Annotated in this window: 23 protein-coding genes and 1 pseudogene; 5 read left to right on the top strand and 19 right to left on the bottom strand. The window is 35.8% G+C overall.

Annotated features, from left to right (window positions below; translation table 11 throughout):
* Positions 1–112 precede the first annotated feature (112 nt).
* From amrB to bioD, 19 genes are all read right to left on the bottom strand, one after another.
* Positions 113–895 (bottom strand): AmmeMemoRadiSam system protein B, encoded by a 783-nt coding sequence (gene amrB, locus M947_RS14920; RefSeq protein WP_021286858.1) that lies wholly within the window; start codon positions 893–895, stop codon positions 113–115.
* A 48-nt stretch (positions 896–943) separates the two neighbouring features.
* Positions 944–1,516: an AmmeMemoRadiSam system protein A gene (gene amrA / locus M947_RS14915; RefSeq protein WP_021286857.1), complete on the bottom strand. Its 573-nt coding sequence runs from the start codon at positions 1,514–1,516 to the stop codon at positions 944–946.
* A gap of 22 nt (positions 1,517–1,538) precedes the next feature.
* The gene (gene dxs / locus M947_RS14910) at positions 1,539–3,362 is read right to left on the bottom strand and encodes a 1-deoxy-D-xylulose-5-phosphate synthase (protein ID WP_021286856.1); all 1,824 of its coding nucleotides are present in this window, start codon (positions 3,360–3,362) and stop codon (positions 1,539–1,541) included.
* Positions 3,363–3,365: 3 nt separating this feature from the next.
* The gene (fliH, locus tag M947_RS14905; RefSeq protein ID WP_021286855.1) at positions 3,366–4,160 is read right to left on the bottom strand and encodes a flagellar assembly protein FliH; all 795 of its coding nucleotides are present in this window, start codon (positions 4,158–4,160) and stop codon (positions 3,366–3,368) included.
* An 8-nt stretch (positions 4,161–4,168) separates the two neighbouring features.
* The gene (gene fliG, locus M947_RS14900; RefSeq protein ID WP_021286854.1) at positions 4,169–5,194 is read right to left on the bottom strand and encodes a flagellar motor switch protein FliG; all 1,026 of its coding nucleotides are present in this window, start codon (positions 5,192–5,194) and stop codon (positions 4,169–4,171) included.
* A 6-nt stretch (positions 5,195–5,200) separates the two neighbouring features.
* Positions 5,201–6,913: a flagellar basal-body MS-ring/collar protein FliF gene (gene fliF, locus M947_RS14895; RefSeq protein WP_021286853.1), complete on the bottom strand. Its 1,713-nt coding sequence runs from the start codon at positions 6,911–6,913 to the stop codon at positions 5,201–5,203.
* Between the two features lie 11 nt (positions 6,914–6,924).
* Positions 6,925–8,019: a histidinol-phosphate transaminase gene (hisC, locus tag M947_RS14890; protein ID WP_021286852.1), complete on the bottom strand. Its 1,095-nt coding sequence runs from the start codon at positions 8,017–8,019 to the stop codon at positions 6,925–6,927.
* Positions 8,009–9,097 (bottom strand): prephenate dehydratase, encoded by a 1,089-nt coding sequence (gene pheA, locus M947_RS14885; RefSeq protein ID WP_021286851.1) that lies wholly within the window; start codon positions 9,095–9,097, stop codon positions 8,009–8,011. Before pheA ends, hisC begins: the two co-directional genes overlap by 11 nt.
* The gene (locus tag M947_RS14880) at positions 9,094–9,870 is read right to left on the bottom strand and encodes an HAD-IIA family hydrolase (protein WP_021286850.1); all 777 of its coding nucleotides are present in this window, start codon (positions 9,868–9,870) and stop codon (positions 9,094–9,096) included. Before M947_RS14880 ends, pheA begins: the two co-directional genes overlap by 4 nt.
* Positions 9,871–9,994: 124 nt before the next feature.
* Complete coding sequence (lysA, locus tag M947_RS14875; RefSeq protein WP_021286848.1) at positions 9,995–11,197, bottom strand: diaminopimelate decarboxylase; 1,203 nt, start codon at positions 11,195–11,197, stop codon at positions 9,995–9,997.
* Between the two features lie 77 nt (positions 11,198–11,274).
* On the bottom strand, positions 11,275–12,345 hold the full coding sequence (locus tag M947_RS14870; RefSeq protein WP_021286847.1) for an LptF/LptG family permease: 1,071 nt from the start codon (positions 12,343–12,345) through the stop codon (positions 11,275–11,277).
* 66 nt (positions 12,346–12,411) lie between these two features.
* Positions 12,412–12,960 (bottom strand): aminoacyl-tRNA hydrolase, encoded by a 549-nt coding sequence (gene pth / locus M947_RS14865; RefSeq protein WP_021286846.1) that lies wholly within the window; start codon positions 12,958–12,960, stop codon positions 12,412–12,414.
* 141 nt (positions 12,961–13,101) lie between these two features.
* Positions 13,102–13,638, bottom strand: coding sequence for a 50S ribosomal protein L25/general stress protein Ctc (locus tag M947_RS14860; protein ID WP_021286845.1), 537 nt, complete (start codon positions 13,636–13,638; stop codon positions 13,102–13,104).
* Positions 13,639–13,692: 54 nt separating this feature from the next.
* A complete protein-coding gene (locus M947_RS14855; RefSeq protein ID WP_021286844.1) occupies positions 13,693–14,880 on the bottom strand; it encodes a type IV pilus twitching motility protein PilT in 1,188 nt (395 codons plus the stop codon).
* On the bottom strand, positions 14,877–15,857 hold the full coding sequence (locus M947_RS14850) for a transaldolase (protein ID WP_021286843.1): 981 nt from the start codon (positions 15,855–15,857) through the stop codon (positions 14,877–14,879). Before M947_RS14850 ends, M947_RS14855 begins: the two co-directional genes overlap by 4 nt.
* A gap of 1 nt (position 15,858) precedes the next feature.
* Positions 15,859–16,281, bottom strand: a complete 423-nt coding sequence (locus tag M947_RS14845; RefSeq protein ID WP_021286842.1) for a hypothetical protein — start codon at positions 16,279–16,281, stop codon at positions 15,859–15,861.
* Complete coding sequence (locus M947_RS14840; RefSeq protein WP_021286841.1) at positions 16,250–17,185, bottom strand: aminodeoxychorismate synthase component I; 936 nt, start codon at positions 17,183–17,185, stop codon at positions 16,250–16,252. The genes M947_RS14845 and M947_RS14840 overlap by 32 nt, the downstream gene beginning before the upstream one ends.
* Entirely contained in the window at positions 17,178–18,053 is an 876-nt protein-coding gene (locus M947_RS14835; protein ID WP_021286840.1) for an aspartate carbamoyltransferase catalytic subunit, read from the bottom strand. The genes M947_RS14840 and M947_RS14835 overlap by 8 nt, the downstream gene beginning before the upstream one ends.
* Positions 18,054–18,074: 21 nt before the next feature.
* A complete protein-coding gene (bioD, locus tag M947_RS14830) occupies positions 18,075–18,722 on the bottom strand; it encodes a dethiobiotin synthase (RefSeq protein ID WP_021286839.1) in 648 nt (215 codons plus the stop codon).
* A gap of 49 nt (positions 18,723–18,771) precedes the next feature.
* On the opposite strand from bioD, the gene M947_RS14825 reads away from it, so the two are divergent.
* The 5 genes and pseudogenes from M947_RS14825 to M947_RS0111850 all read left to right on the top strand — a co-directional run.
* A complete protein-coding gene (locus M947_RS14825; RefSeq protein WP_021286838.1) occupies positions 18,772–20,007 on the top strand; it encodes an aminotransferase class I/II-fold pyridoxal phosphate-dependent enzyme in 1,236 nt (411 codons plus the stop codon).
* Positions 20,008–20,009: 2 nt separating this feature from the next.
* On the top strand, positions 20,010–20,309 hold the full coding sequence (locus tag M947_RS14820) for an ATP-dependent Clp protease adaptor ClpS (protein WP_021286837.1): 300 nt from the start codon (positions 20,010–20,012) through the stop codon (positions 20,307–20,309).
* A gap of 1 nt (position 20,310) precedes the next feature.
* Positions 20,311–22,500 carry an ATP-dependent Clp protease ATP-binding subunit ClpA gene (clpA, locus tag M947_RS14815; RefSeq protein WP_021286836.1) on the top strand — a complete coding sequence of 730 codons (2,190 nt, stop codon included), beginning with the start codon at positions 20,311–20,313 and terminating at the stop codon, positions 22,498–22,500.
* Entirely contained in the window at positions 22,481–23,176 is a 696-nt protein-coding gene (gene aat / locus M947_RS14810) for a leucyl/phenylalanyl-tRNA--protein transferase (protein WP_021286835.1), read from the top strand. The genes clpA and aat overlap by 20 nt, the downstream gene beginning before the upstream one ends.
* 149 nt (positions 23,177–23,325) lie before the next feature.
* A pseudogene (locus M947_RS0111850) lies at positions 23,326–23,762 on the top strand (hypothetical protein); the annotation flags it as partial.

The following is a 23,762-nucleotide window of genomic DNA, read 5'->3' as shown; positions in this document are numbered from 1 at the left end:
CCGGAAGGGATGTGTGGCTTTGAAGTTGTTAGGGAATTCGAAAATGAGGTTTTAACCTCGCCCAAAAGGTTTATAGGTCACGCTCTGAGCCCCTAACTCTTAAAATACCCATCTAAACAAAACAAGCGCTCATATAACCCACAACACTACTCTCATCTCCACTAGCATCACTACTTGTTCTATAGTCAAGTATGATAGGATTTAATTTTTGCGCCCTTGCACTTAGCATCATAGCCTCAACTCCCAAAATCCCACAGGCCTCACAACCCTTATGTAAAAGAAAAGTATCAAGTTTTTCAATAGCTTCTAAGCAGACATTATCAAGCTCGTTGGCATATTGCTCATTATAAAAATGGCTCAAATCTGTACTAATAATAACTCCACAATCTTCTAAACTTAATATCATATCTATAATCTCTGATAAAGCAGAAGGATCAACGCTTCCATATACTAACTCAACAATCTTTGCACCCTCTATGTAGTGTTTTATAAAAGGAAACTGCACTTCAGTTGAGTGTTCTGCATGTGTGATTATCTCTTTGAGTCCAAAATTTTTCTCTAGGGACTCATATATAAGTTCACTTTTTGCTATTGCACCAAATGGAGTTAGATACTCTGATGCCAAGCACATACTCACCCCATCAAAGGCAACTCTATGTGATGGTCCAATAACTACAAAATTTTTCACGCTACTTTTAGCTAAGACTCTATAAGCAATATTTGCACTGTATCCTGAGAAGACATATCCAGCATGAGGAACTATCACTGCTCTTGTTTTTGCTTTAATTAGTGAAGACTTTTTATTAAATAAAGCACTAAAACTGCCAAAATATCTTAAAATATCGCTTGCTTCTCTTGGGTAAAAAGTACCAGCCACACTCATCTCTCGTTTCATACTACTCTCCTAAGAATCTTTTGTAAAAACTATATTAAAGTTTCACTTTTATAGCAATGATATCTCGTCAAACCTTGCCTCTTTAGCGTCCACTCTATACTTTAAAATTTTTGGGTTTTGCGTATATATAGAAGGGTTTGCACCCGCTTTAAAACTAAGATGTTCTAAAAAGTCTTCTGTTTTTGGAAGTTGTTGCCACACTTGAGGTAAAAAGGTGCCATGGTAGTGATCGTGCTCTAAGATAAGTCCATCTTTATGTGGTGTAATCATCTTTAAAAGCTCTTCATAACTGCTATACTCTAACTCTTCTGGGACGCTTAAAACTGAGACTTCAAGACTAAGCTCACTTAGTTCATCTTCTTGAAGCGGTGAAAACCTACTATCTCTAAATGCACTCATAAGGGTATTTGAGACTATATCATCATAAAGAGTTCTGTGAGCGATAATGGAACCTATACATCCACGAAGATTGCCATTTTTATATAGTGTAACAAAGGAGGCTCTCTTTTGTGCAAGCTGTGGGTATTGCTTTAAGAGTCCATCTTTATCTAGATCCTCTTTCTTAGAGAAATGGTGCAAAAGCGTTGTTTTTGCAAGAGATAAAACTACGTCATCTAACATATTGTACTCCTCTTTAAAAAAGCTAAACTCTCTCTTTAACTCTAAGAGCTAGCTGTTGTGGAAGAAGTCCAAGGGACTCTTCTACTAGTTTTGTATTTCCATGAGTTATAAATTTATCCCCATATTCAAAACTCTCAACCTCCACATCTAAGATTTTAGCATAAGATAAAAATTCTAGTATTGTAGAGCCAACTCCACCCATTTTAGAGCTATCACTAAATACAAACCATTTTTTATGCTTAGTAGCCATATCAAGTAGCATCTCTTCATCTAATGGTTTTACAAACCTCAAATCTAATATGTTTACCTCAAAATCTAAGAGTTCTGCTGTTTCATAAGCGCGACCAACTCCATTTCCATATCCTATAAAGAGTATGTCGCTGTTATCTGAGCGAAGTAGTTGAGATTTTGCTAACTCAAAAGGAGCTGATTCTGGTAGATTAGTCTCTATAAATGAGCCTCTTGGATATCTTAGTGAACATGGATGCTGATACTCTGCAGCAAACCCAAGTGCTTGATGGAATGACTTCTCATCTCTGGGAGCAAAAAGTGTCATATTTGGGATAGCTCTTAAAAAACTAATATCAAAAACACCCTGATGTGTCTCTCCATCTTCACCTACTATTCCAGCACGATCAAGTGCAAAAACAACAGGTAAATCCATCAAACAGGTATCATGAATAACTTGATCATAAGCGCGTTGTAAAAATGTTGAGTAAATTGTACAAAAAGGTTTAAAACCCTCTTTTGCTAAAGCTGCCATCGAGGTAACTGCGTGTTGTTCTGCAATGGCTACATCCCAAAATCTATCAGGATAAGCCTCTATAAGCTCACTAAGTCCCGTGCCACTAGGCATAGCAGCAGTAACTCCAACTATTTTTTCATTGTTTTTTGCTAGATGCATAAGTGCCTCTGTATAAATCTGAGTAGCACTCTTAGCTGAAGACTTCTTTGAACTGTGACCATTACTTAAATCAAAAGGACCAACACCGTGCCACTTCTCTTCTTTACCCTCTGCAATATCATAACCCTTACCCTTGAGAGTCTGAGCGTGAATAACAACAGGTTGATTGAGATTTTTAGCAGTCTGCATGATTTCTATGAGTTGAGAAAGGTTATGCCCATCAACAGGACCAATATAGTTTATGCCCATCTCTTCAAAGAGCATTCCAGGAGTGATAAGTTTTAAGCTCTCCTCCATTCTCTTAGCTATGTAATGAGCACCATCACCAAAGTTATCTACAAAGTTTTCCGTATGTTTTTTAAACTTTTGGTAAAATGGAGATGCCATTGCAGAGCTCAACATCCTACTCACTGCACCTATTGGTTTTGCGATACTCATCTCATTATCATTTAAGATAATTACTAAAGGAAATTTTATCTCTCCTAGCTCATTTAATGCTTCATAAACCATACCAGCCGTCATTGAACCATCACCTATCATAACTACAGGGATTCTTGCTTTTTGCTCACCTTTTAACTTTATCGCCTTTGCAGCTCCCACCCCTAAAGATATAGAGGTAGAACTATGTCCAGCTACAAAATAATCATACTCAGATTCACTTGGTTTTGTGTATCCACAGATGCCCCCAAACTGGCGAAGCGTGTCAAACTTTTCCCATCTCATAGTTAGTAGTTTGTGTGCATAAGATTGATGTGATACATCGAAAATGAAAGGGTCTTTCTCTATATCAAAAACTTTGTGCATAGCTACAATTAGCTCAGTTGCACCCAAGGTTGAACTAAGATGTCCACCATTTTTACTAACAACTTTTAAAATTTTTTCTCTTATCTCTTGACAAAGAACTTCTAGCTCTTTTATATTTTTTTCTTTTACATTTATCATTTTTTATTCACTTAAAGCTGCTCTTTTTACCCGCTCAAACCTTTTAGAGATTTGAGCATCTATATTTCCCGCGTCACTAATAGCGATAACTCCGCCCTCACTAACAGCACCATCTGAGACAATATCAACATGTTCTAGTGAACCTAGATTTTTAGATAGGTCTTCATGATTTTTAGGATTTACCCGTAGTTTTATCTTTGAGGCTCCTTGAAGCTCTTTTATAAGCTCTCTTGATAAAACCTCAGCTATCTCACTTGAACTTTTTGATAGCTCTACATTGATAACCTCTTTTGATATATCAATTGCAGCACTAACTAGTTCAGATTTTATCCCCTCTAAGGCTTTTTCATACTCAGATGCACTCTCCTCTAGAGTCTTTATAGAGTTTATAAACTGCTCTTGAGAATTTTTAAAATTTGCCTGCTCCTCTTTTAAAGCCTGCTCTTTACCCTCTATTATACCCTCTTGAAATGACTCTGCTTTTACTTTTTCTATCTCTTTTTTATGCTCTTGGCTCATAGACTCTAACTTCATCTGTAGCTTTATAAAGTTAGAAGACATATCATCAGTTTTTTTCATCAATGACTCGATAAGAGAGTCTTTTGAATTCGTGCTTATAGAGCTTGCATCTACACTGGTTTTAGGCTTTTCTGGTTCTTTTTTTTCATTTTTTTCATTTTTTTCTAAAGTACTTTTTTGTACACTAGCATCAGAAGATGGACCCATAGCCAACACTTTAAAAGTATATTTATCAACATTGTGTTTTACAAGCTTTTCATTTGAGATTACAGTTGCCATCTTCTGTTTTACTCTACCATCTCATCGTTTGAACCCATCTGTATAGTTCCAGCCTCAGCTAGTCCATTTACAAGTTCAACAATCTGTCTTTGAGCATTCTCAACATCTTTCATCTTAACAGCACCAAGAAACTGCATCTCCTCATCAAATGCCTCTTTTGCTCTCTCACTCATACCAGAAAAAAACTTCTCTTTAAGCTCTTCAGGTGCACTTTTTAAGGCAAGCATAAGCTCTTTTTTATCAACCGCTTTAAGTATCTCTGTAATAGCAGTTTTATCAAGAGTGACAATATCTTCAAAAGTAAACATCATCTCTTTTATCTGAGTAGCTAGCTCCTCATCTATCTGCTCAACTTGAGATAGTGTAGCTTTTGCACTTTTTGCACCAAGACGGTTAAAGATATCTGCAACCGCACGAGGTCCACCAACTTCGACTTTGTACGATGCCAAAGACTCTAGCTTTGACTCTAACACTGCTGATACTCTTTTTATAACAGATGGAGAGATATCTCCAAGTCTAGCCATCCTCATAGCAACTTCTGAACGAAGATCATCTGGAAAGAACTGAAGTGTGTCGGCAGCTTCAGTTGGATCCATATGAGCTAGTATAAGTGCAATAGTTTGTGGATGCTCATTAACTATAAAATCTGAGAGTTGTTGAGGCTTGATTTTTGACAAATAGGAGAAGTTTTGAGTATTTTGCATACTTTTTGACAACTTATCTAAAACTCTTTTAGCCTCTTCTGGACCTAGAGTTCTATATAAAAGCTCTCTAGCATATTCCAAACCACCAGATGTAAGAAACTGACCCGATTGAAATATTGCATGAAACTCTTCAAGTATGGTAGTAGCTATTGCTTTTTCAACACTCTTGTTCCCTGCAATATATTTTGAGATCTCTGTTATTGCATCTACATTCATATTTGAAAAAATTGCTGCTGTTGGCTCTTCTCCTAATTGCATTAGCAATATAGATATCTTTTCAGCCATACTCATTTCATCATATTTTGCTTGTTGTGTTGGATTTAAACTCATAGCTATCTACCTTTTTTTCTCTCTTGTATAAGGTTGTTCTTCCTCAACTAGTAGAGACTGAAGAAGAGATGCCAACTCTTCTGGTGCATCTTCTGCCATATTTCTAACTTTTTCTAAAAGAACTTCATGTTTTAGTTCATCTTCATTAAAGCCCTCTCCAACGCCCAATTGACTCTCAACTTTTTTACGCATCTGTTGAACTTTTTCTACTAAGTCCTCTTCTTCATCATCTTCTATCTCAAGTGATGGGCGAGTTAGCTCCTCATCCTCTTTTGAAACTTCGAGCATTTTAAGAGCAAAAGGAGAGATAACTTTTTTGTAAAGTATCAAAAGTAAAATAAGAACAAAAAGATATTTAAAGAGTCCAGAAAATGGTGCTAAATAAGTTTGAGAAAAGGTCAGCGCCTTTGAGACTCCATCAACTTCACTTACAGTAGTATCCCTTTTAAACTGCAAATTCTTAACACTTACCTGATCACCTCTTGCTTCATCTATACCAATAGAACGACTAACAAGTGAAGACAAGGCCTCAAGATCACTCTCTTGAAGTGCTAAATACTCAAGTTCATTTGTTGGTTTATTCTCTTCATCTAGTTTATATTTGTACTTTCCATCAACTATAACTGCCGCACTAATCTTTTTTATGCGGGCAAATTGTGACTTTGTAGTTGAGACTGTTTTACCAACCTCGTAGTTAGTAGTACCTGTATTTTTTTCATACTTCTCACTAGTCTGGTTACTCTTTAAGCCCTCAACCGGTCCTATATTACTTACAGTTCCAGGAACCCCACCAACTTCTGCTGGGGTACTTCCTTCTCTTTTTTCTTCGCTTATCTGCTCGCTTCTAACAACATTCTCAGGATCAAACGTCTCAGAAGTAGAGTTTTGGATTGAGAAATCAAAGTCTATATTTACCTGAGCTACAACCTTCTCTTCGCCGCCTACAAATGGAGAGACAACTTGTATAATCTTTCTTTGTCTTTTTCTCTCCTCTTTTGTTTTGTACTGTTGTTGAACAACTGAGAGTTCGCCCATTTGAGCCATCTCATCTTCATCACCTAGAGTCTCGCCATCAGAGTTTACAAGCATCACGTTTGTTGCTTGCATCTTAGGCACAGCAGATGCAACAAGATTTTTTATACCTCTGATTTGCTTAGATGAGAGTTTTCTTCCATCAACAAGTGTTACCATAACAGATGCACTAGGATCAACTTGCTTAGCGACAAAAAGTGTATCTTTTGGAAGCGCTAAGCTAACACTTGCAGACTCTATGGGAGCTAGTGCATTTATGGTTCTTGAGAGTTCACCCTCTAACGCACGAAGATATTTGATATTTTGGTCAAAACTAGTAGCTCCAAACTCTTGTGTGTCAAAAAGTTCAAAACCTACACCAGTATTCTTAGGAATACCCATAGATGCTATAGTTATACGCTCCTTGTAAACTACCTCTTTTGGTACTTTTATGATGTTGTTGTCTTCTAGTTTATATGCAATTGAATCTTTTTCCAACTGAGCAACTACCTTAGCTGCATCTTCTGAGCTTAGGGAGTTAAATAAAATTTCATAATCGTCATCTGTCTTCTTTTTAGCAGTATATACCACCAAAAAAATCAAAAAAGCGACTATCCCAATGACAGCTATTGCAATAATAGCTCTTTGTTGCTTAGTAAGCTTTGTATAAAGAACAACTAGCTGAGAAAAAAGTACCTTAAAATCCATCTACTTCCCGTTTATAGTATCTCTTGTATCAGTTCAAAAAAGCGGGTGTTTTGCTCTTTTGTTCCAACTGTCACCCTAATAGCATTCATATTATAACTACTTAAATCCCTTACAATCATCCCTTTTTTCAAAAGAAGTCCTGCAATTTGTGAAGAGTTTTGGCTCGGATTTAGACATAATGTAACAAAATTTGTATAACTGTCAATTATATCTATTTTTTGCTCGTTTACAAACTCTTCATAGCGTTTCATCTCACTAAAGTTAGCAACTATACTATTTTTAACAAATTCTTCATCACTAAGAGCTACTTTTGCAGCTTCAAGAGAGAGTGTAGTAACATTAAAAGGAGGTCTGATTTTATAAAGCTCTTTTATAATGTCAGTACGTGCGAGTCCATAACCAACTCTCATACCACCAAGTCCATAAGCTTTTGAGAAAGTTCCAAGATAGATTACATTTTCAAACATCTCTATAAGCTCTTTTGGTTTGACTTCTTTTTTTGCATCTTTAAGGATAGCATACTCCATATAAGCACCATCGACAACAACTAAAGTGTTGCTGTCAATCTTGCTTAAAAAGTCAAAAAGTTTTTGTGAGTCTATGGCATCTCCTGTTGGGTTGTTTGGTGTACATATAAAGATAATAGCTGGTTTTTCTTTTTTGTAAATCTCATAAAACTCATCTAAATCATGCGACTGTGAAGTAGTCCGTAAAATCTCAGCACCTACGTGTTTAGCGTAAATTTCATACATCGCAAATGTAATCGAGTTCATTAGTATTTTAGAGTTTTCATCTGCTTTTGCATGGATTAAAAACTCTATGACTTGGTCACTCCCAGAACCGATTATTACATTTTCATCTTTGACTTCAAATCTTTTTGATATGCCACTCTTTAAATCCATCATAGAGTCATCTGGATACAAGGACATTTTTGTAACTATTTTTGATACTGCCTCGCTAACTCTGCTAGAACATCCATAAGGATTTTCATTAGATGCAAGCTTTATAATATCTTTTGGCTCTATACCAAACTCTCTTACAACAAGTTCTATAGGCTTTCCAGCTTCATAGTTTTTAATATCTTTCATCTTGGCATTAAACTTCATCTTCACCCTTTACATAACTTCCAAGCCAAGTAACCTCAGCATCGTGCTTTGCTAGCACTTTTTGAATATGGGCTTCATCAACATGCCCATAAAAATCTATATAAAACCAGTAACCAAAACCTGCATTGCCCTTTGATGGGCGAGACTCAATCTTTGAGAGATTTATATTTTCATCATCAAAATCTTTTAGAAAGTGAACTAAGGAGCCTGCCTCTTTTGCATCTTCGAGTTTTACTAAGATTGAAGTCTTATCATCTCCACTTATAGCATTTTTAAAGTCACTTAAAATCACAAAACGAGTAGAACTATCATGTTCATCTTCTATGTTCTCAAACATAGTTGGAACACTGTAGAGTTTTGCAGCAATATGAGAACAGATAGCTGCCGCACTTTCATCTTGTGATGCGAGTATTGCAGCCTTAGCAGTTGAGTCAACTGGAATGAGCTCAACATTTACAAGTCCATGCTCAGATAAGAACTCTCTACACTGTCCAAAACCTTTATCTTTTGAGTATATTCTCTTAATATCGCTAAGTTTTTTAGCTTTTGTTACAAAAGACATATGTATGGGCATATAAAGCTCCGCTACTATCTTTACACTACTTTTTGCAAGCAGATCAAGTGTCTCTCCAACTATTCCATCTTTTGAATTCTCTATGGGGACCACTCCAAACTTAGCTCTTTTTGCTTCAAGCGTTTTAAAAACTGCATTGATAGAACCTAAAGAGAGATAGTCACTCATAGCGCCAAAACGACTCTCTGCAGCCTGATGGGTAAATGTTCCCTCTGGTCCCAGGTATGCTATGAGTTCAGGTTTTTCTAGGTTTCTAGAAACTGCAAAAATTTCCAAAAATATAGCTGCAATGGCACTTTTGTTTAAGAGTCCACCCTTTTCTTTGCTTTGAGCTTCAAGCCTGTCAATGATGGCTTTTTCTCTCTCAGGTCTATAAATAGCACCACCGGACTCTTTTTTTATCTCGCCTACACGATGAACAACTCTCATTCTCTCATTTAACAAATCTAGCATCTGCGAGTCTAGCTTATCAATGGCCACCCTACAATCATCTAAGCTCTTCATAGCTCCTCCAAAATCTCTTGCATATCTGCATAAGTTCTATCTGGTCTTAACTCTGGGTCTAAAAATGGAACTATCTCAGCTTCACTTTTGTACTTTCCACTTGTTACAAAAAAAGTCTTTACCCCCAGCTCTTTTGCTCCGCCTAAATCGCCCTTTACATCGTCACTTATCATAGTAATATCACAAAACTTAGCCTCAGGATTTTGTTTTTTTAAAGCCCTTAGAGACTCCTCATAAAAAGCGATACTAGGCTTTCCAACAACCTCATAACTTACAGAAGTTGCAAACTCTAGCATCTTTAAAATCGCCCCCACTCCAGGATATCTCTTAGAGTTTTTTGCATAGATGGAAGTCTCGTGCATACCAACTAGCTTTGCACCAAGGAGTAAAAACTCTATCATCTGTGCATACTCTTCGTTAGTAAAATCCTCTTTTATAGCCACTAAAACTGTTTTAGGATTTGTATAGTCTAAGCTATACCCCATGTTCTGCAAAGTTTTTAAAAACTCATCAGCACCATAAGCAGCAACAGAGTCTTTTTCTACGCGAGATTCAAGCATCATAAGTGGGTCAAGGTATTTATCAAAGGAAAATTCAAAACCTTGTGAGATTAAAAAATCATAAAAATCTTTTGATGCCCTCTTAGTGTTGTTTGTTACAACCATATATGGAATTTGTTTTGTATTGCATCTTTTTATAAACTCTCTGCTTCCACGAATGGGAGATTTATCCTCATCACTTATAAGTGTGCCTTGAACATCAATAAAGTACAAGTTGGTCTCCTTTTATATTTTTAAGCACGATCCCTGTGCGTGAGCCTTCTGCTGAAGCTGTCGTAAGACTCTCTGTGAGAAAACTTAGCGTAAGATAATGGGCTTTGCTCATTATCTGTACAAATTAAATAAACTCTTTCTCAAGAGCTATAATATCTTCAAACTCTTCTCGCTCTCTTATAAGCCTGTCTTCACCACCCTTTACGGCTACTTCTGCGCTTCTTCCTCTTGTATTATAGTTGCTTCCCATACCAAAACCATAAGCTCCAGCACTATGGATGATTAACAAGTCGTTTCGTTTTACCTCTGGTAGCTCATAGTTTTTTGCAAAGAAGTCACCGCTCTCACAAACAGGGCCAACAACATCTACCACTTTAGTTTTACTCTTATCTTCTACTAGTGCTTCTATCTTATGATAAGCGTTGTAAAGACTTGGACGAAGCAGGTCATTCATAGCACCATCAACTACAACAAACTTCTTATCCCCATTTTGTTTCTCATATAAAACCTTAGTTAAAAAGTATCCAGCATTTGCAGTCAGAAATCTACCCGGCTCACAGATGATGGTCAAATCAAGCCCTTTTATAGCACCCAAAATCGCTTGTGCATAATCATAAGGTTTTATCGTTACTTCTTTATCATAAGTCACACCAAGTCCACCACCAATATCAAAAAACTTTAGCTCTATATCTATAGCAAGAAGTGAGCGAACCATATCTGCTACAATCACTGCTGACTCGTAGATTGGTTCTAAGTGTGTTAGTTGTGAGCCTATATGAAAGTGGATGCCAACAGGATCAAGTGCGGTGGAATTTTTAGCTAAGACATACATTCTTTTTGCACTATCTATATCTACACCAAACTTGTTATCATGCAATCCTGTTGAGATATATGGATGAGTTTTGGGGTCTATATTTGGGTTTACTCTTACACTTATGCGAGATACACTACCCAACTCTTTTGCAATCTGCTCAACTCTAAAAAGTTCAGCTTCACTCTCAACATTTATGTAGAGTATATCGCTTAAAATCGCTTCGCGAATCTCATCATCACTCTTTCCAACACCTGAGAAAATAACTTTATAAGGAGGAATTCCAGCCAAGAGAGCACGACGAACTTCACCAATAGAGACACAATCTGCTCCGCTTCCTAAATCCCCAAAGTGTTTAACCACACTAAGGTTTGAGTTTGCTTTTACTGCATAGGCAAGGATTGATTTTCTACCTTTAAATGCCTCTTTTAACTCTTTGTATCTCTCGCTCATATAATCAAGATTATATACATAGAGTGGAGTTTTGTATTTTGTTGCCAATTGTTTAAAGTTCATGTAAAAATCCAAATAATTTTTAAGTGATTTTATCCAATAAGTGCTTATGTTTTTGTTATATCAAAATAACTATTGCATCATCTTCGTATGCGATACTTTCGCCACTGCCTAGTAGCTATTAAAAAGAGTATAACTACAGGTGCTACAACTCCTATCTCGCTAGGTATTGTTTTGTTGTTTGATAGTTCTATAAGCATAAACAAAATCCCCCAAAAAAGCAGTGTTGCAAGGATCGCCCCAAAACTAAAGAGAGATACATTTAAAAATCTAACACTAATTGGAACAAAGAAAAAGATGATAACAACCAAGCAAGGGACAAAAAATGGATAGATAAATATCTTATAGAGTGCTCCTTTTATGGCACTAGTATTTATATTTTGATCTTTTAGTAAAAAAAGTGCGTCTATGGCATTTTTTATAGTAAAGTTTACCTTTCCCTCATAGACTTGATCTAGCATCTTAGGCCTAAAACCCTCCAATATATTTAGACTTTTAGCCTCTTTTATCTTCATCCCAGGTGAATCAAAGCTCATATCATCTGGTTTTGTAATGATGTCTGCTTTTGCGATGTACCAAGAGTCATCTCTATAGATGGCCGAAGATGCTACTATAACCTCTTTTAAAATATTGTCTTTAATACTAAAGACTCTAATTCCCTCGGCTCTCTCTTGAAGAGGCAGCATCTCAGAGAAGTATATATACTTGTCTTTGTGCGTAAAAAAGAGATCTTTTGTAGGACTTAGATATGCTGAATTTTTTCGTATATTTTTAGAAAACTCTTCTGCACGTGAGAAACTTGAAAGTGAGTGTAGTGAAATAAATAGAATTATAACAAGGGTTGAGACTACAACAAAAGGTTTTAGTACATCGATTCTTGAATAGCCAAGAGAGTAAAAAGAGACTAAGGCATTTGAGCGAATAAGAAAAATTTTTGTAGATATCATCGCAAAGATTAAAGAGAGTGGCAGAAGCATATCGATGGCAAAGAAAACTTTATATACAAGGTAAATTAGTACTAGATTGGCTGATTCAGACAAGGAATCAGCATTATCCATATAGTCAAAACCTACTAAAAACATCACTAATGCACTTAGTATTATAAAGAAAAATTTTAAGTAGTGAAAAGAGATATATTTAAATAGTAGCAAATTATTCCTTCTCATAAAATCTCAAAAAAATGAGCTAAAAGTATTAAAAATTGAGTCTTATTTTATCTAAAATTGTTTAACTGAAAATTTTGAGCTTACATCTTCAAGCGAAGAAGCCTCTAAATGCTCTATTGCCTCACAAGCATGGGCTATCCAACCTGAGAGATGCCTAGACTCCTCATCATTAAAATCACTCAACACATAAGATGAAACTTCACCTTTATGCTCAGGTTTTCCTATGCCGAGTCTAACTCTAACATAGTCTCTAGTAATCTTCTCATCAGTAGATTTGAGTCCATTGTGCCCTCCATGTCCACCGCCTCTTTTAAAGCGAACAGCACCAAAAGGCAAGTCTAAATCATCATGTATTACTACAACTTCATCTATCTTATAGAAGTTTTTTACAGCTTGTATAGAGTTGCCTGAGAGGTTCATATATGTAAGTGGTTTTAATAAAAAATGATTTGAAAATTTAAATAGCTCGCCGTTAAATGATGAAGAAGAGAGTTTTTGAGCACTATTTCTACGAACAAGTTCATCTATAACCATAAAGCCAATGTTATGACGATTTTTGGAGTATGAGGGACCTGGGTTACCAAGTCCGACTATTAACATTGTAAAATCTCAAAAAAACTTTTTTTTTCAGGAAACATCGCTACGCGAACGATACTCTTGTTTTGTAGCCTCAGGGGGTTGTAGGGACAAATGTCCCTGCCACTATAATGGGCTTTGCTCATTATAGTGCTTAACATGGTGTTACTTAGCCTTGATAATACTAACTACTGCAACACGGTCAGCATCACGCATAACTACATTAGGGATAGCTACTAAATCACGAACAAGCTTAGAATCACCTACGTCCATATCAGTAACATCTATCTCAAACTTACTTGGAACATTTTCTATCGCTCCCTTTACAGTTAAACGAGGTTTAGCTTTGTGCACAAGACCTTTGTTTTTAAGACCTATCGCCTCACCTACAGTAACAACTGGAACATTATAAGTAGTTACAACATCTGGTTGTGCTACCATTAAATCAACATGTAGTAAATTACCAGTCACAGGATGTGCTTCATATGATTGAACTACAACATTCATCTCTTTACCACTAACCGAAATAGGGAATGCTAAAGTATCTTTGTTGCGAACAGTACGGATATATTCATTCATTTTGAATGCAGCATTGATATTTTCAAGCCCTTTTCCGTAGATGTTGGCAATTAGATATCCATCACGACGTAGTGCTTTAGTGCCCTGTTTGCCAATACTCTCTCTAATTATGCCTTCTAACATATTAAATCCTTAATTAAAAAATGTTTGGAATTATACAAAATTAAGCTTTAAATTCTACTTTAAATCAAAAATATCATTTTTTTGAGCCAAATCCTCTTCTATATTTTTATTAGAGCTTGGGTTTTTTGCAGTCTTAGAAGAGCTTAAACCGCTCATTCTAAGTTCCAAGTCAGACGGACTTGTAGCATAATCTTTTGCTTTTTCTTTATTTATGACACCTTCATTATAAAGCTCTAAGATATGTTGATCAAAACTTTGAGATTTATAGTGTTCTTTTCCCTTTTCTATTGCATCTTTTATCTCAAAGTCACGATTTTCCATGATGAGTTTCTCTATAGTTGGAGTGCGAACCAAAATCTCCATAGCAGCTCTTCTTCCTCCATCTATAGTAGGGATAAGCCTTTGTGAAATTATACCCTGAATTACACCAGAGAGTGAGAGCCTCACACGATTTTGTTCATCTGTAGGAAAGGTTGAAATTATACGGTTTATGGTCTCTTTTGCATCTATGGTGTGTAGAGTTGAAAAAACTAAGTGCCCTGTATCCGCAGCGTGAAGTGCAAGATTTATAGTCTCGCGGTCCCGCATCTCTCCAACTAAAATAATATCTGGGTCCTCTCTTAGTGCTGCACGAAGAGCCTTGTCAAAAGAGAGAGTGTCTTGTCCTACTGAGCGTTGATTTATGATGCAACCTTTGTCTTTGTGAACAAACTCAATAGGATCTTCTATAGAAATAATATGCTTTTTCTTTGTTAAGTTTATCTCATTGATTAAAGCTGCAAGTGTAGTTGACTTACCACTACCAGTTACACCAGTTACTAAAACAAGCCCTCTCTCTTTGTTTGCAAGCTCTCTTACAACTTCTGGAAGCTTTAGCTCGCTTATAGTTGGAATATTGATAGGAATAGCACGAAAAACAGCAGATACTCCATCCATCTGAAAAAAAACATTTACACGAAAACGATTTCTCTCATCAAATGGGTATACTAAATCTACCTCTTTATTTTCAACCAGCTCACTAAATCTACCTTTTAAAAGCTCTTTTGCAAAGGTAAGAGCATCCTCTTTAGAAAATATATCCCCAGCAAACTGAACAATATTTCCATTTATTCTAGCTCTTATTGCCGAGTTTGCTTTTACATGAAGGTCGCTTCCCTTTAGCTCTATCATCTTTTTAAGATATGCTCTTATTTTATTTAGCTGGGCAAAAGTTAGTTTTGAGACATCTACTGCATTTTTCATAATGAGTCCAATATCTCTTTAAATGCCTCTTTAAATGCCTCAAGTCCATCTTCAATCTGCCCATCAAGCACCTCATCAAGGTCAATTCCAGCAGCTTTTACTCTTTTGAAATGTTCTTTTATAATGCTTGCATCTATTGGCAAAGTCTGCTCTTTTATCTCATTTTCATCAAAAGCTTTTATTGTGTCTATTGGAGCAGTATTTACACAGTTAACCCCAAGCAGTTTGTCCACATAGTAAGATGCCTCAAGTGAGTCGTCTTTTACTCCAGTACTTGCAAAAAGAGCTCTACAACCATCAATATTCATCTCTTGTATAGCGCTATATATATCAGCAGTGTTATAGATGCCACTAAGAGAGGTCTCAACTCCAGCCTCCCTAAGTCTCGTATCTATAGCACGGTCAACTCTACTTACAAAGATGCTAATAACACTATCAACCTTTTTGTTAGACTTTTTTAGTCCTCTCTCTATCGCCTTAGCACAAGAGATAGCCTGCTCTTTTTTAAAAATAAGTGTTGCATTAACAGGTATGGCATATGCAATTAACTCTTCTATAGCGGTATATCCAGCAGTTGTAGCTGGAACTTTTATCATTACATTTTCTCTATCTATCTCACTAAAGAGCCGCTTGCCCTCTTCTATGGTAGCCTCTGCATCATCGCAAAAAAATGGATCAACTTCTATGCTTACATATCCGTCATCACCTCTGTCGTGTAATGGTTTTAATATATCTGCTGCTTTTTGAATATCAAATATAGCAACTGCTTCATACTTGGCTTTAGGGCTTAAACCCTCTAATGATGCAAGTTGTTCTTTATATGCACCAGAAGTTAAAATGGCACTCTTAAATATCGCTGGATTTGATGTAGCACCGTTGATGATACCACGACTTATTAACTCCTTAAACTCACCATCAAGATAGTCTCTCTCTATAAAATCAGCCCATAGTGAAAATTTTAACTCTTCTATATACATATTAGTTCCTGAAAAAAAATTTATCTATTATATCCCAAATCTTGTCAAACTTTTTTAAATTAATAAAAACAATAACATGAAGTAGCAAAAGTGCGTACAAAACTTCATTATCTATAAAGATTTTTAAATGTGTTGCGTTAAAATAAAGATAACTCTCAAATACCATCTCTTCATAAATTTGAGTATTTATAAAAAACAATACAACTGTTAAAAGTGTCAAAAGAGTAAGATAAGAGATATTTTTGAAATATCTATAAATTCCATAAGAGATAAAAAATAACAAAACAAAGTAGAGAGGGTAATACCCTAAAACAAATAGATGCAATAAGAGCATATGCAAGGCTACTAAAATAAAAAAATATATAAAATTTTGTACTAAGTTTTTCATAAACTTAAGGAAGATAGACTTTGTCTCTAAGCTCATTATATTCCAAGCTCGCATCACTATCTAGTGTGATGCCACCGCCACTTTTATAAATATAACCATTTTTTGTCTTCTCAACGAAACGAATCATCACTCCACTATCAAAACTCACTCCATCATAGACTCCAAAGATTCCGCTAAAATAACCTCTCTCATAAGACTCTACTTCTTCTATTATCTCTAAAGTTTTTTTCTTAGGCGTTCCACTTATGCTTCCAGCTGGCAGAAGTTTTTGAACTATATCTCCAACTCTCTCATGCCAACTATCCCCCACAAAACCACTAATGTGTGAGCTTACTTGCAAAAGCTCTTTTGTACCAGCATCTACTCTTTGAACAAATCTAAACATCTTAACTCTGATATCTTGTGCAACCATAGAGAGGTCATTACGAAGCAGATCAACTATCATAGTATGTTCAGCCAGCTCTTTAGTGTTGCCTAGAATCTTCTTCTTTGCATCTGTTATAGACGCATCTATAGTCCCTTTCATGGGATAGGTATCTATATGTGAGTCTTTTATGCCAACAAATTTCTCTGGCGAAAAACAGACAAACTCATCTTTATATCTTAGTTTGTACTTTGCATTTGCATTTTTATATATCTCTTTTAAACTAAGTGCTGACGATATTTTAGTAGGTGCGGTTAGGTTTAAAAGGTAGGTGTTTCCAGACTTTATCTGCTCTATAATTTTGTCAAACTTCTCTTTATAAGCTTTAAAGTCTTCCTCTTCTTTTATAAAGAGTTCATCATGTTTTTTAAAAGTATAATCTTCATCTATAGAAAATTCAATATCATGCAGATGCAAGTCAGCGAGCTTTATAACTTCAACTTTTGAAGCCAAAAAATCACTTATAACTAAAAAAGGCTCTCTTTTTCTTCCTAGAGTATTTAACTTTTCAAACATTTTGTATGAGTTTTTTTAAAACCGCCATTCTGATTGAGACACCATTTGTAACTTGCTCTAAAACCTTGCATCTCTCATCAGCTAGTAGTGCATCGCAGATATCTACATTTCTATGAACGGGTCCGGGATGGAGCAAAACTATATCTCTATCTCCTACTAGACTCGTTGAAATACAAAAGTCACTAGCATAGTCCCTTAGTGAAGCGTAACTTTGAGAAGAGTGTCTCTCTGTTTGAGTTCTAAGACTCATAATAGCATCAACTTCATCTATGATCTCTTCTAAGTAGTGAGTAGTTCTAAGCTTAGTTTTTGGCAAAAAATGAGGAGGTGCAACTAAGATAACTTCCATGCCAAAGCGAGTTAAGAGTTCTATATTTGAGTTTGCAACTCTAGAATTTTTTATATCTCCAACTATGGCTATTTTTTTACCCTTTACATCTTTAAAATGCTCTTTTAGAGTAAAAAGGTCAAGAAGTGCTTGAGTTGGATGGGCATGAGCGCCATCCCCTGCATTTATGATGGCTGATTTTGTATGCTTTGAGAGGATTTTTGGTACACCTGCATTTTGATGACGGACTATCATAGCGTGTGGATTCATAGCATCGAGATTCATAGCAGTATCTACTAAAGTCTCGCCCTTTTGTGTTGAGCTTTTTGTAACATCGAGATGAACAACTTCAGCACCAAGCCTCTTTGCGGCTATCTCAAAAGAGCTTCTAGTTCTAGTTGAGTTTTCAAAAAAGAGCGTTATAACAATCTTGTCTTGCAAAATTCTCTCATATGCACCTTTGTTAAATTCCCTTGCATCTGCAAAAACAGCCTCTATCTCATCTGTGGTAAAATCATCTGTGCGTATTAAATGTTGCATGCTCATCTTTTAAAATAATGTTTAGAGATTATACAAGACATCGCAAATAGTGTCAATATTTTTGCTAACTTTCATAACCTCAAATCCACTCTTTAAAAAGTAAGGCAGAGATATTGCCTCAAAACTCCTATCTTCCTCACGACAATTAAACGCAACTTGATGTTTTATCTTTGCATCTTCTAAAACTTTTCTACTCAAAAGTGTGTCATTTATGCATCCGAGTGAGCAGTGAGTAACTAAAAGTGCTGAAGAGTTAAAAAGAGTTATCAAATCCACCATCATAAGCTCCCTATCTATTGGAACTAAAAGCCCACCAGCTCCCTCAATGATAAGAATATCACAATGCATCTCAAGCTTCTCTATTGCCTTTTGAATCTTCTTGATATCTAGTTTTTTACCCTCAGATGCAACAAAAGGAGATGCTGCTTTTTCATAAGTGATGGGGACTATATCCTCTAAAGTCATCTCTTTAAACTCACAATTAAGTTCTCTTAAAACACTTAAAAGCTCATTTGCATCTTTGGCATCTGTGCTTATCACTCCAGTCTCTATTGGCTTGATGGCTCCAACTCTAAAACCACGAGATGCAAACTCTCTTAAAAGTAGTTTTGTTGTGTAAGTCTTACCAATATCTGTGTTTGTTGCTGTAACAAAAATTCTTTTTTTCACATTTATCTCTACTTTGGTATAATCGCTTATAATTTATAAGGCATGATTAATGAATAATTTTGAAGAGTATTGTACCAAATTTGTCCAAGCAGTAGGAAGTAAAGATGGAGCTGTCAGCCCGGCTATAGTTTCCTCTGCATCTTTTTCTTACTCTACGCCAGAGATGGCTGAGGGCATTTTTTCTGGAAGTGTGAAAAAACCACTCTATGCTCGCATGGGAAATCCAACAAACGCAAGACTAGAGTCCATCATGGCAGAGATGGACGCTGGAGTAGCAGCGATTGCAACAAGCTCAGGCATGGGGGCTATAACGCTTGCTGTTATGTCTATTGTCTCAATGGGCGATGAAATCATCTCTATAGGCGGTCTCTTCGGCGGAACCTACGCTTTTTTTTCAGAGACTCTACCTCGTTTTGGTGTCAAGTCTCACTTTTTTGATGTTGATGATCTTGCCTTAATTGAGGATACAATAAATGAAAATACAAAAATTATCTTTTTAGAGAGTGTTGGCAATCCAAATATGAAGCTCCCAGATATCAAAAAGATAGCTGCTATTGCAGACAAGCATGGGGTTTTACTCATAATTGACAACACTACAACCCCTCTTAGCATCTCTACTATAAAACTCGGAGCTGACATTAGTGTCTACTCAACTACAAAAATCATCTCAGGAAACTCCTCCGCGCTTGGCGGTTGTGCAGTTTTTCGCGCAATTAATGATGGCGAAGACAAATTGAAATCTCCAAGATATGAGTTTTTGCAAAAGTTTATAAAGGGAGCTAAAGAGATGGCACTCATTGCAAATGCAAAAAAAAGAGCCCTAAGAGATTTTGGAATGACTGCGAATGCACATGCAAGTTATCAAACCTTACTAGGACTAGAGACACTTCCTCTTAGACTCTCAAGAGTATCGCGAAGTATAGAGATAGTCACAGCAGATTTAAGTAAAAACGGACTTGATATAAATCATCCATCACTTAGCTCACACGAGCATCATCAAAGATATCTGAGTGATTTTAAAAATGGTTGTGGCTCTCTGTTTTGTATCGACTTTAAAACAAAAGAAAAAGCATTTGAGTTTTTAAACAAAACAAAATTAGCTACTCTAACTGCAAATATTGGCGACAGTAGAACACTGGCTCTTCACATGGCTTCTACAATTTACAAGGATTTTGATGAAGCAACAAGAGAATTTTTAGGTATCTCTGATGGACTTATTCGCGTCTCAATGGGTTTAGAAAACCCCGAAGATATTATAAAAGATTTTATACAGGCGAGTAGGTAGAGATGGCAACAAGAACTGATTTAGAACAAGAAACTATAGTAGAAGTTATATATCCTAAAAAATATAAGGTATATTTACTAAATGATGACTATACTTCAATGGAGTTTGTGGTCGATATTCTCATAAGTATCTTTCACAAAAGTCTCTCAGATGCACAACAGACAATGCTCGATATTCACAAAAAAAATAGAGGTCTTTGTGGCATCTACACCCATGAGATAGCTGAGACAAAGGTTATGCAGGTGCATAAAAAAGCAAAAGAGAGTGGTTTTCCACTAAAAGCAGTAATGGAAGAAGAATAAAATGATAAGTACAAGTTTAAATGATATATTTCAAAAATCAATTTTATATGCAAAAAGTTTAAGACATGAGTATCTCACAATTGAGCATGTTTTTTTTATACTACTAAACTCAAAAGAGGGTTCAGACATTATTAGAGCTTGTGGTGGAGATATTGAGGTGATGAAAGAGGCTCTTGGCATCTACATCTCAACTAGTATAGATCCTCTTCCCCTAAATATTGATCAAGACCCATATGAGACAGTAGCACTATCAAGGCTCATTGACAATATGATTATCCATCTTCAAAGTGCGCAGCAGCAAAATGCAGATGTAGGAGACTTGTTAGCGGCTATATTTGATGAGCAGAAGAGTTTTAGCTACTCTCTTTTAAATGAGCATGGTATATCAAAACTAGATATTCTAGAACACATCTCACACAAAGAAGATAGTAAAACTAAGGACGATGAGTCATATCTGAGCAAGTTTTCTATAAATCTCCTTCAAAAAGCAAAAGAGGGTAAAATTGACCCTGTAATTGGACGAGATAGTGAAATAAGTAGAGTTATCCAAATACTTTGCAGACGCAAAAAAAACAACCCTATCTTAGTTGGTGAAGCTGGAGTTGGAAAGACAGCAATTGCTGAGGGATTAGCTTTGAGTATAGTTAGTGGTGATGTGCCAGATATTATAAAAGAGGCTGAACTTTTCGCACTAGATCTTAGTGCAATGCTAGCTGGAACAAAGTATAGAGGCGACTTTGAAAAAAGGCTAAAAGGCGTGATGGATGAGTTAAAAGCACACCCAAACGCTATACTTTTTATAGATGAGATCCACACTCTAGTAGGTGCAGGCTCAACTAGCGGGACAATGGATGCAGCAAATCAGCTAAAACCAGCTCTAGCTTCTGGAGAGCTAACCTGCATGGGTGCTACAACTTTTGCAGAGTATAGAAACAGTTTTGAAAAAGATAAAGCACTTAGCAGAAGGTTTTCTAAAGTCGATATCGATGAACCATCTGAAAAAGTGAGCTATAAAATACTTCAAGGTCTAAAGAGTAGATATGAAGAGCATCATAATGTTACTTATACACCAAAGGCGCTAAAGAGTGCAGTTGAACTTTCAAAAAGATATATTACAGATAGATTTTTACCTGATAAGGCGATAGATATTATAGATGAGACAGCTGCATCTTTTCATCTAAAAGACAGAAAAAAAAGAAAAATTACAGCTTACGACATAGAAAAAACTATCTCTAAAATTGTAGGCATATCAAACTCTAAAGTAAGTAAAGATGAGACAAGTCAGCTAATGAATTTAGAAGAGGAGTTAAAAGCAAAAGTCATAGGACAAGACAAAGCTATAATAGAAGTCGCAAAAGCTATAAAAATCTCTAAAGCTGGACTAACTCCAGCAGATAAACCTATAGCTTCATTTTTATTTTCAGGTCCTACAGGGGTTGGTAAAACTGAGCTTGCAATATCGCTAAGTAAGGTACTAGGTGTTAATTTTGAGAGATTTGATATGAGTGAATATATGGAAAAACACGCTCTTTCTCGTCTTGTTGGAGCACCTCCAGGGTATGTTGGTTATGAGCAAGGTGGATTGCTTACCGAAGTTATAAAAAAGCATCCTTACACAGTTTTACTGCTTGATGAGATAGAAAAGGCTCATCCTGATTTGGTAAATATTTTACTTCAAATCATGGATAGTGCAACTCTTACTGATAACAATGGTTATAAGGCAAATTTTCAAAATGTTATACTCATTATGACTTCAAATATTGGAGCGAGTGCTAGAGGTGTTATGGGATTTAACAAAGATAGTTCAATAGCTAAGGATGAGGAGCTAAAGTCATTTTTTACTCCTGAGTTTAGAAACAGGCTAGATGCGATCGTTGAGTTTGAACAACTAAGCATTGAGACAATTGAGAACGTAGTTATGAAGTTTATAGATGAGCTAAATAGTGACTTAAAAAAGAAAAAAATAACTATTAGCATCTCGCAAAATGCCAAAAAATTCATAGCAAAAAGTGCTTATTCACAAGAGTTAGGAGCTAGACCACTAAAGAGATATATACAAGACAACATCACAAATAAACTAAGCGATGAAATCCTCTTTGGTAAACTAAAAAATGGTGGTAAGGTTGAAGTTGGCGCTAAAGACAGACTCATACTAAGATTTAAACAACTAGATGATTCCAAAACTAAATAAGTACACTCTAGACTTCCCAGATGCAAGAGATGCAAATGAAGATGGCATCGTAGCTTGGGGAGGCGATCTTAACCCATCAAGACTAATAAAAGCTTATCAAAACGGAATTTTTCCTTGGTATAGCAAAGATGATCCCATCATCTGGTGGTCAACAAACCCTAGACTTATCTTAGAACTTGATGGTTTCAGGCTAAGCAAATCATTAAAAAAAAGTATGAAAAAATTTGAGTACAAGTTTGATACTAATTTTAGAGAAGTAATGATGCATTGTGCAAAAATTTCACGAAAATCTCAAGAAGGTACTTGGATACAAGATGAAATCATAGATGCTTATGAAGAGTTACATCACTTGGGACTAGCGCACTCTGTTGAGACTTACTATAAGGGGGAGCTAGTTGGTGGACTTTACGGTGTAGTTGTCGGTGGAGTTTTTTGTGGAGAGTCTATGTTTAGCCATATGAGTGACGCATCAAAATCAGCTTTTGCTATTTTGGTCAAACACTTAAAAGATTGGAACTATGATTTCATAGACGCTCAAGTACCAACAGAGCATCTAAAAAGTTTAGGTGCAAAAGAAATCTCAAGAGGGTGTTTTTTAGAAAAACTTAAAAAAAGTAGTTTTAAGAGTCTTGAGCACAAGTGGGAACTAAAACAAAAACCACTTTCAATCATCTAGAGCTTTACTATAAATCTAACACCGTGTAACAACTACCCACCATTTAAAAAATAATATCAAAGCATCTATATTTAACTTGTCAATAAGAATAGTATGTTAATAATGAAGAAGTACCTCATTTTACATGAGCTATCAAGAGAGGTTTTTTTATGAATGTAGAAGATTTAAAGTATATTAACTGGAAAGAGATTGGTTGGTGGAATGAGTTAAAAAACAACGTTAATTCTATTGATAAACTAAAAAAATACATCTATTTAAACAAAGATGAGGAGGAAAAGTTACGCAAGGTTGTCAATAATCATCCTATGAATATTCCTCGTTACTATTTAAGTTTAATAGACCATACAAAGGAAAAAGATCCAATTAAAAAGTTAGCTTTTCCAAGTGAAGAAGAGCTTACAATAAGTGGCTTAAGTGGAGAAACAACAAAAGATCCATATGGAGATGATAAACACAACAAAGGTAATGGGATACTACACAAGTATCCATACTCAGCTTTGATTGTTGCAACAGATTATTGTTCAATGTATTGTAGGCACTGTTTTAGAAATGTCAAGCGCAATCCAAAAATGTACCAAAACGCAGT

The sequence above is a fragment of the Sulfurimonas hongkongensis genome (assembly GCF_000445475.1).
Lineage (GTDB): Bacteria > Campylobacterota > Campylobacteria > Campylobacterales > Sulfurimonadaceae > Sulfurimonas > Sulfurimonas hongkongensis.
This window is presented reverse-complemented; position numbering and strand designations above follow the sequence as displayed.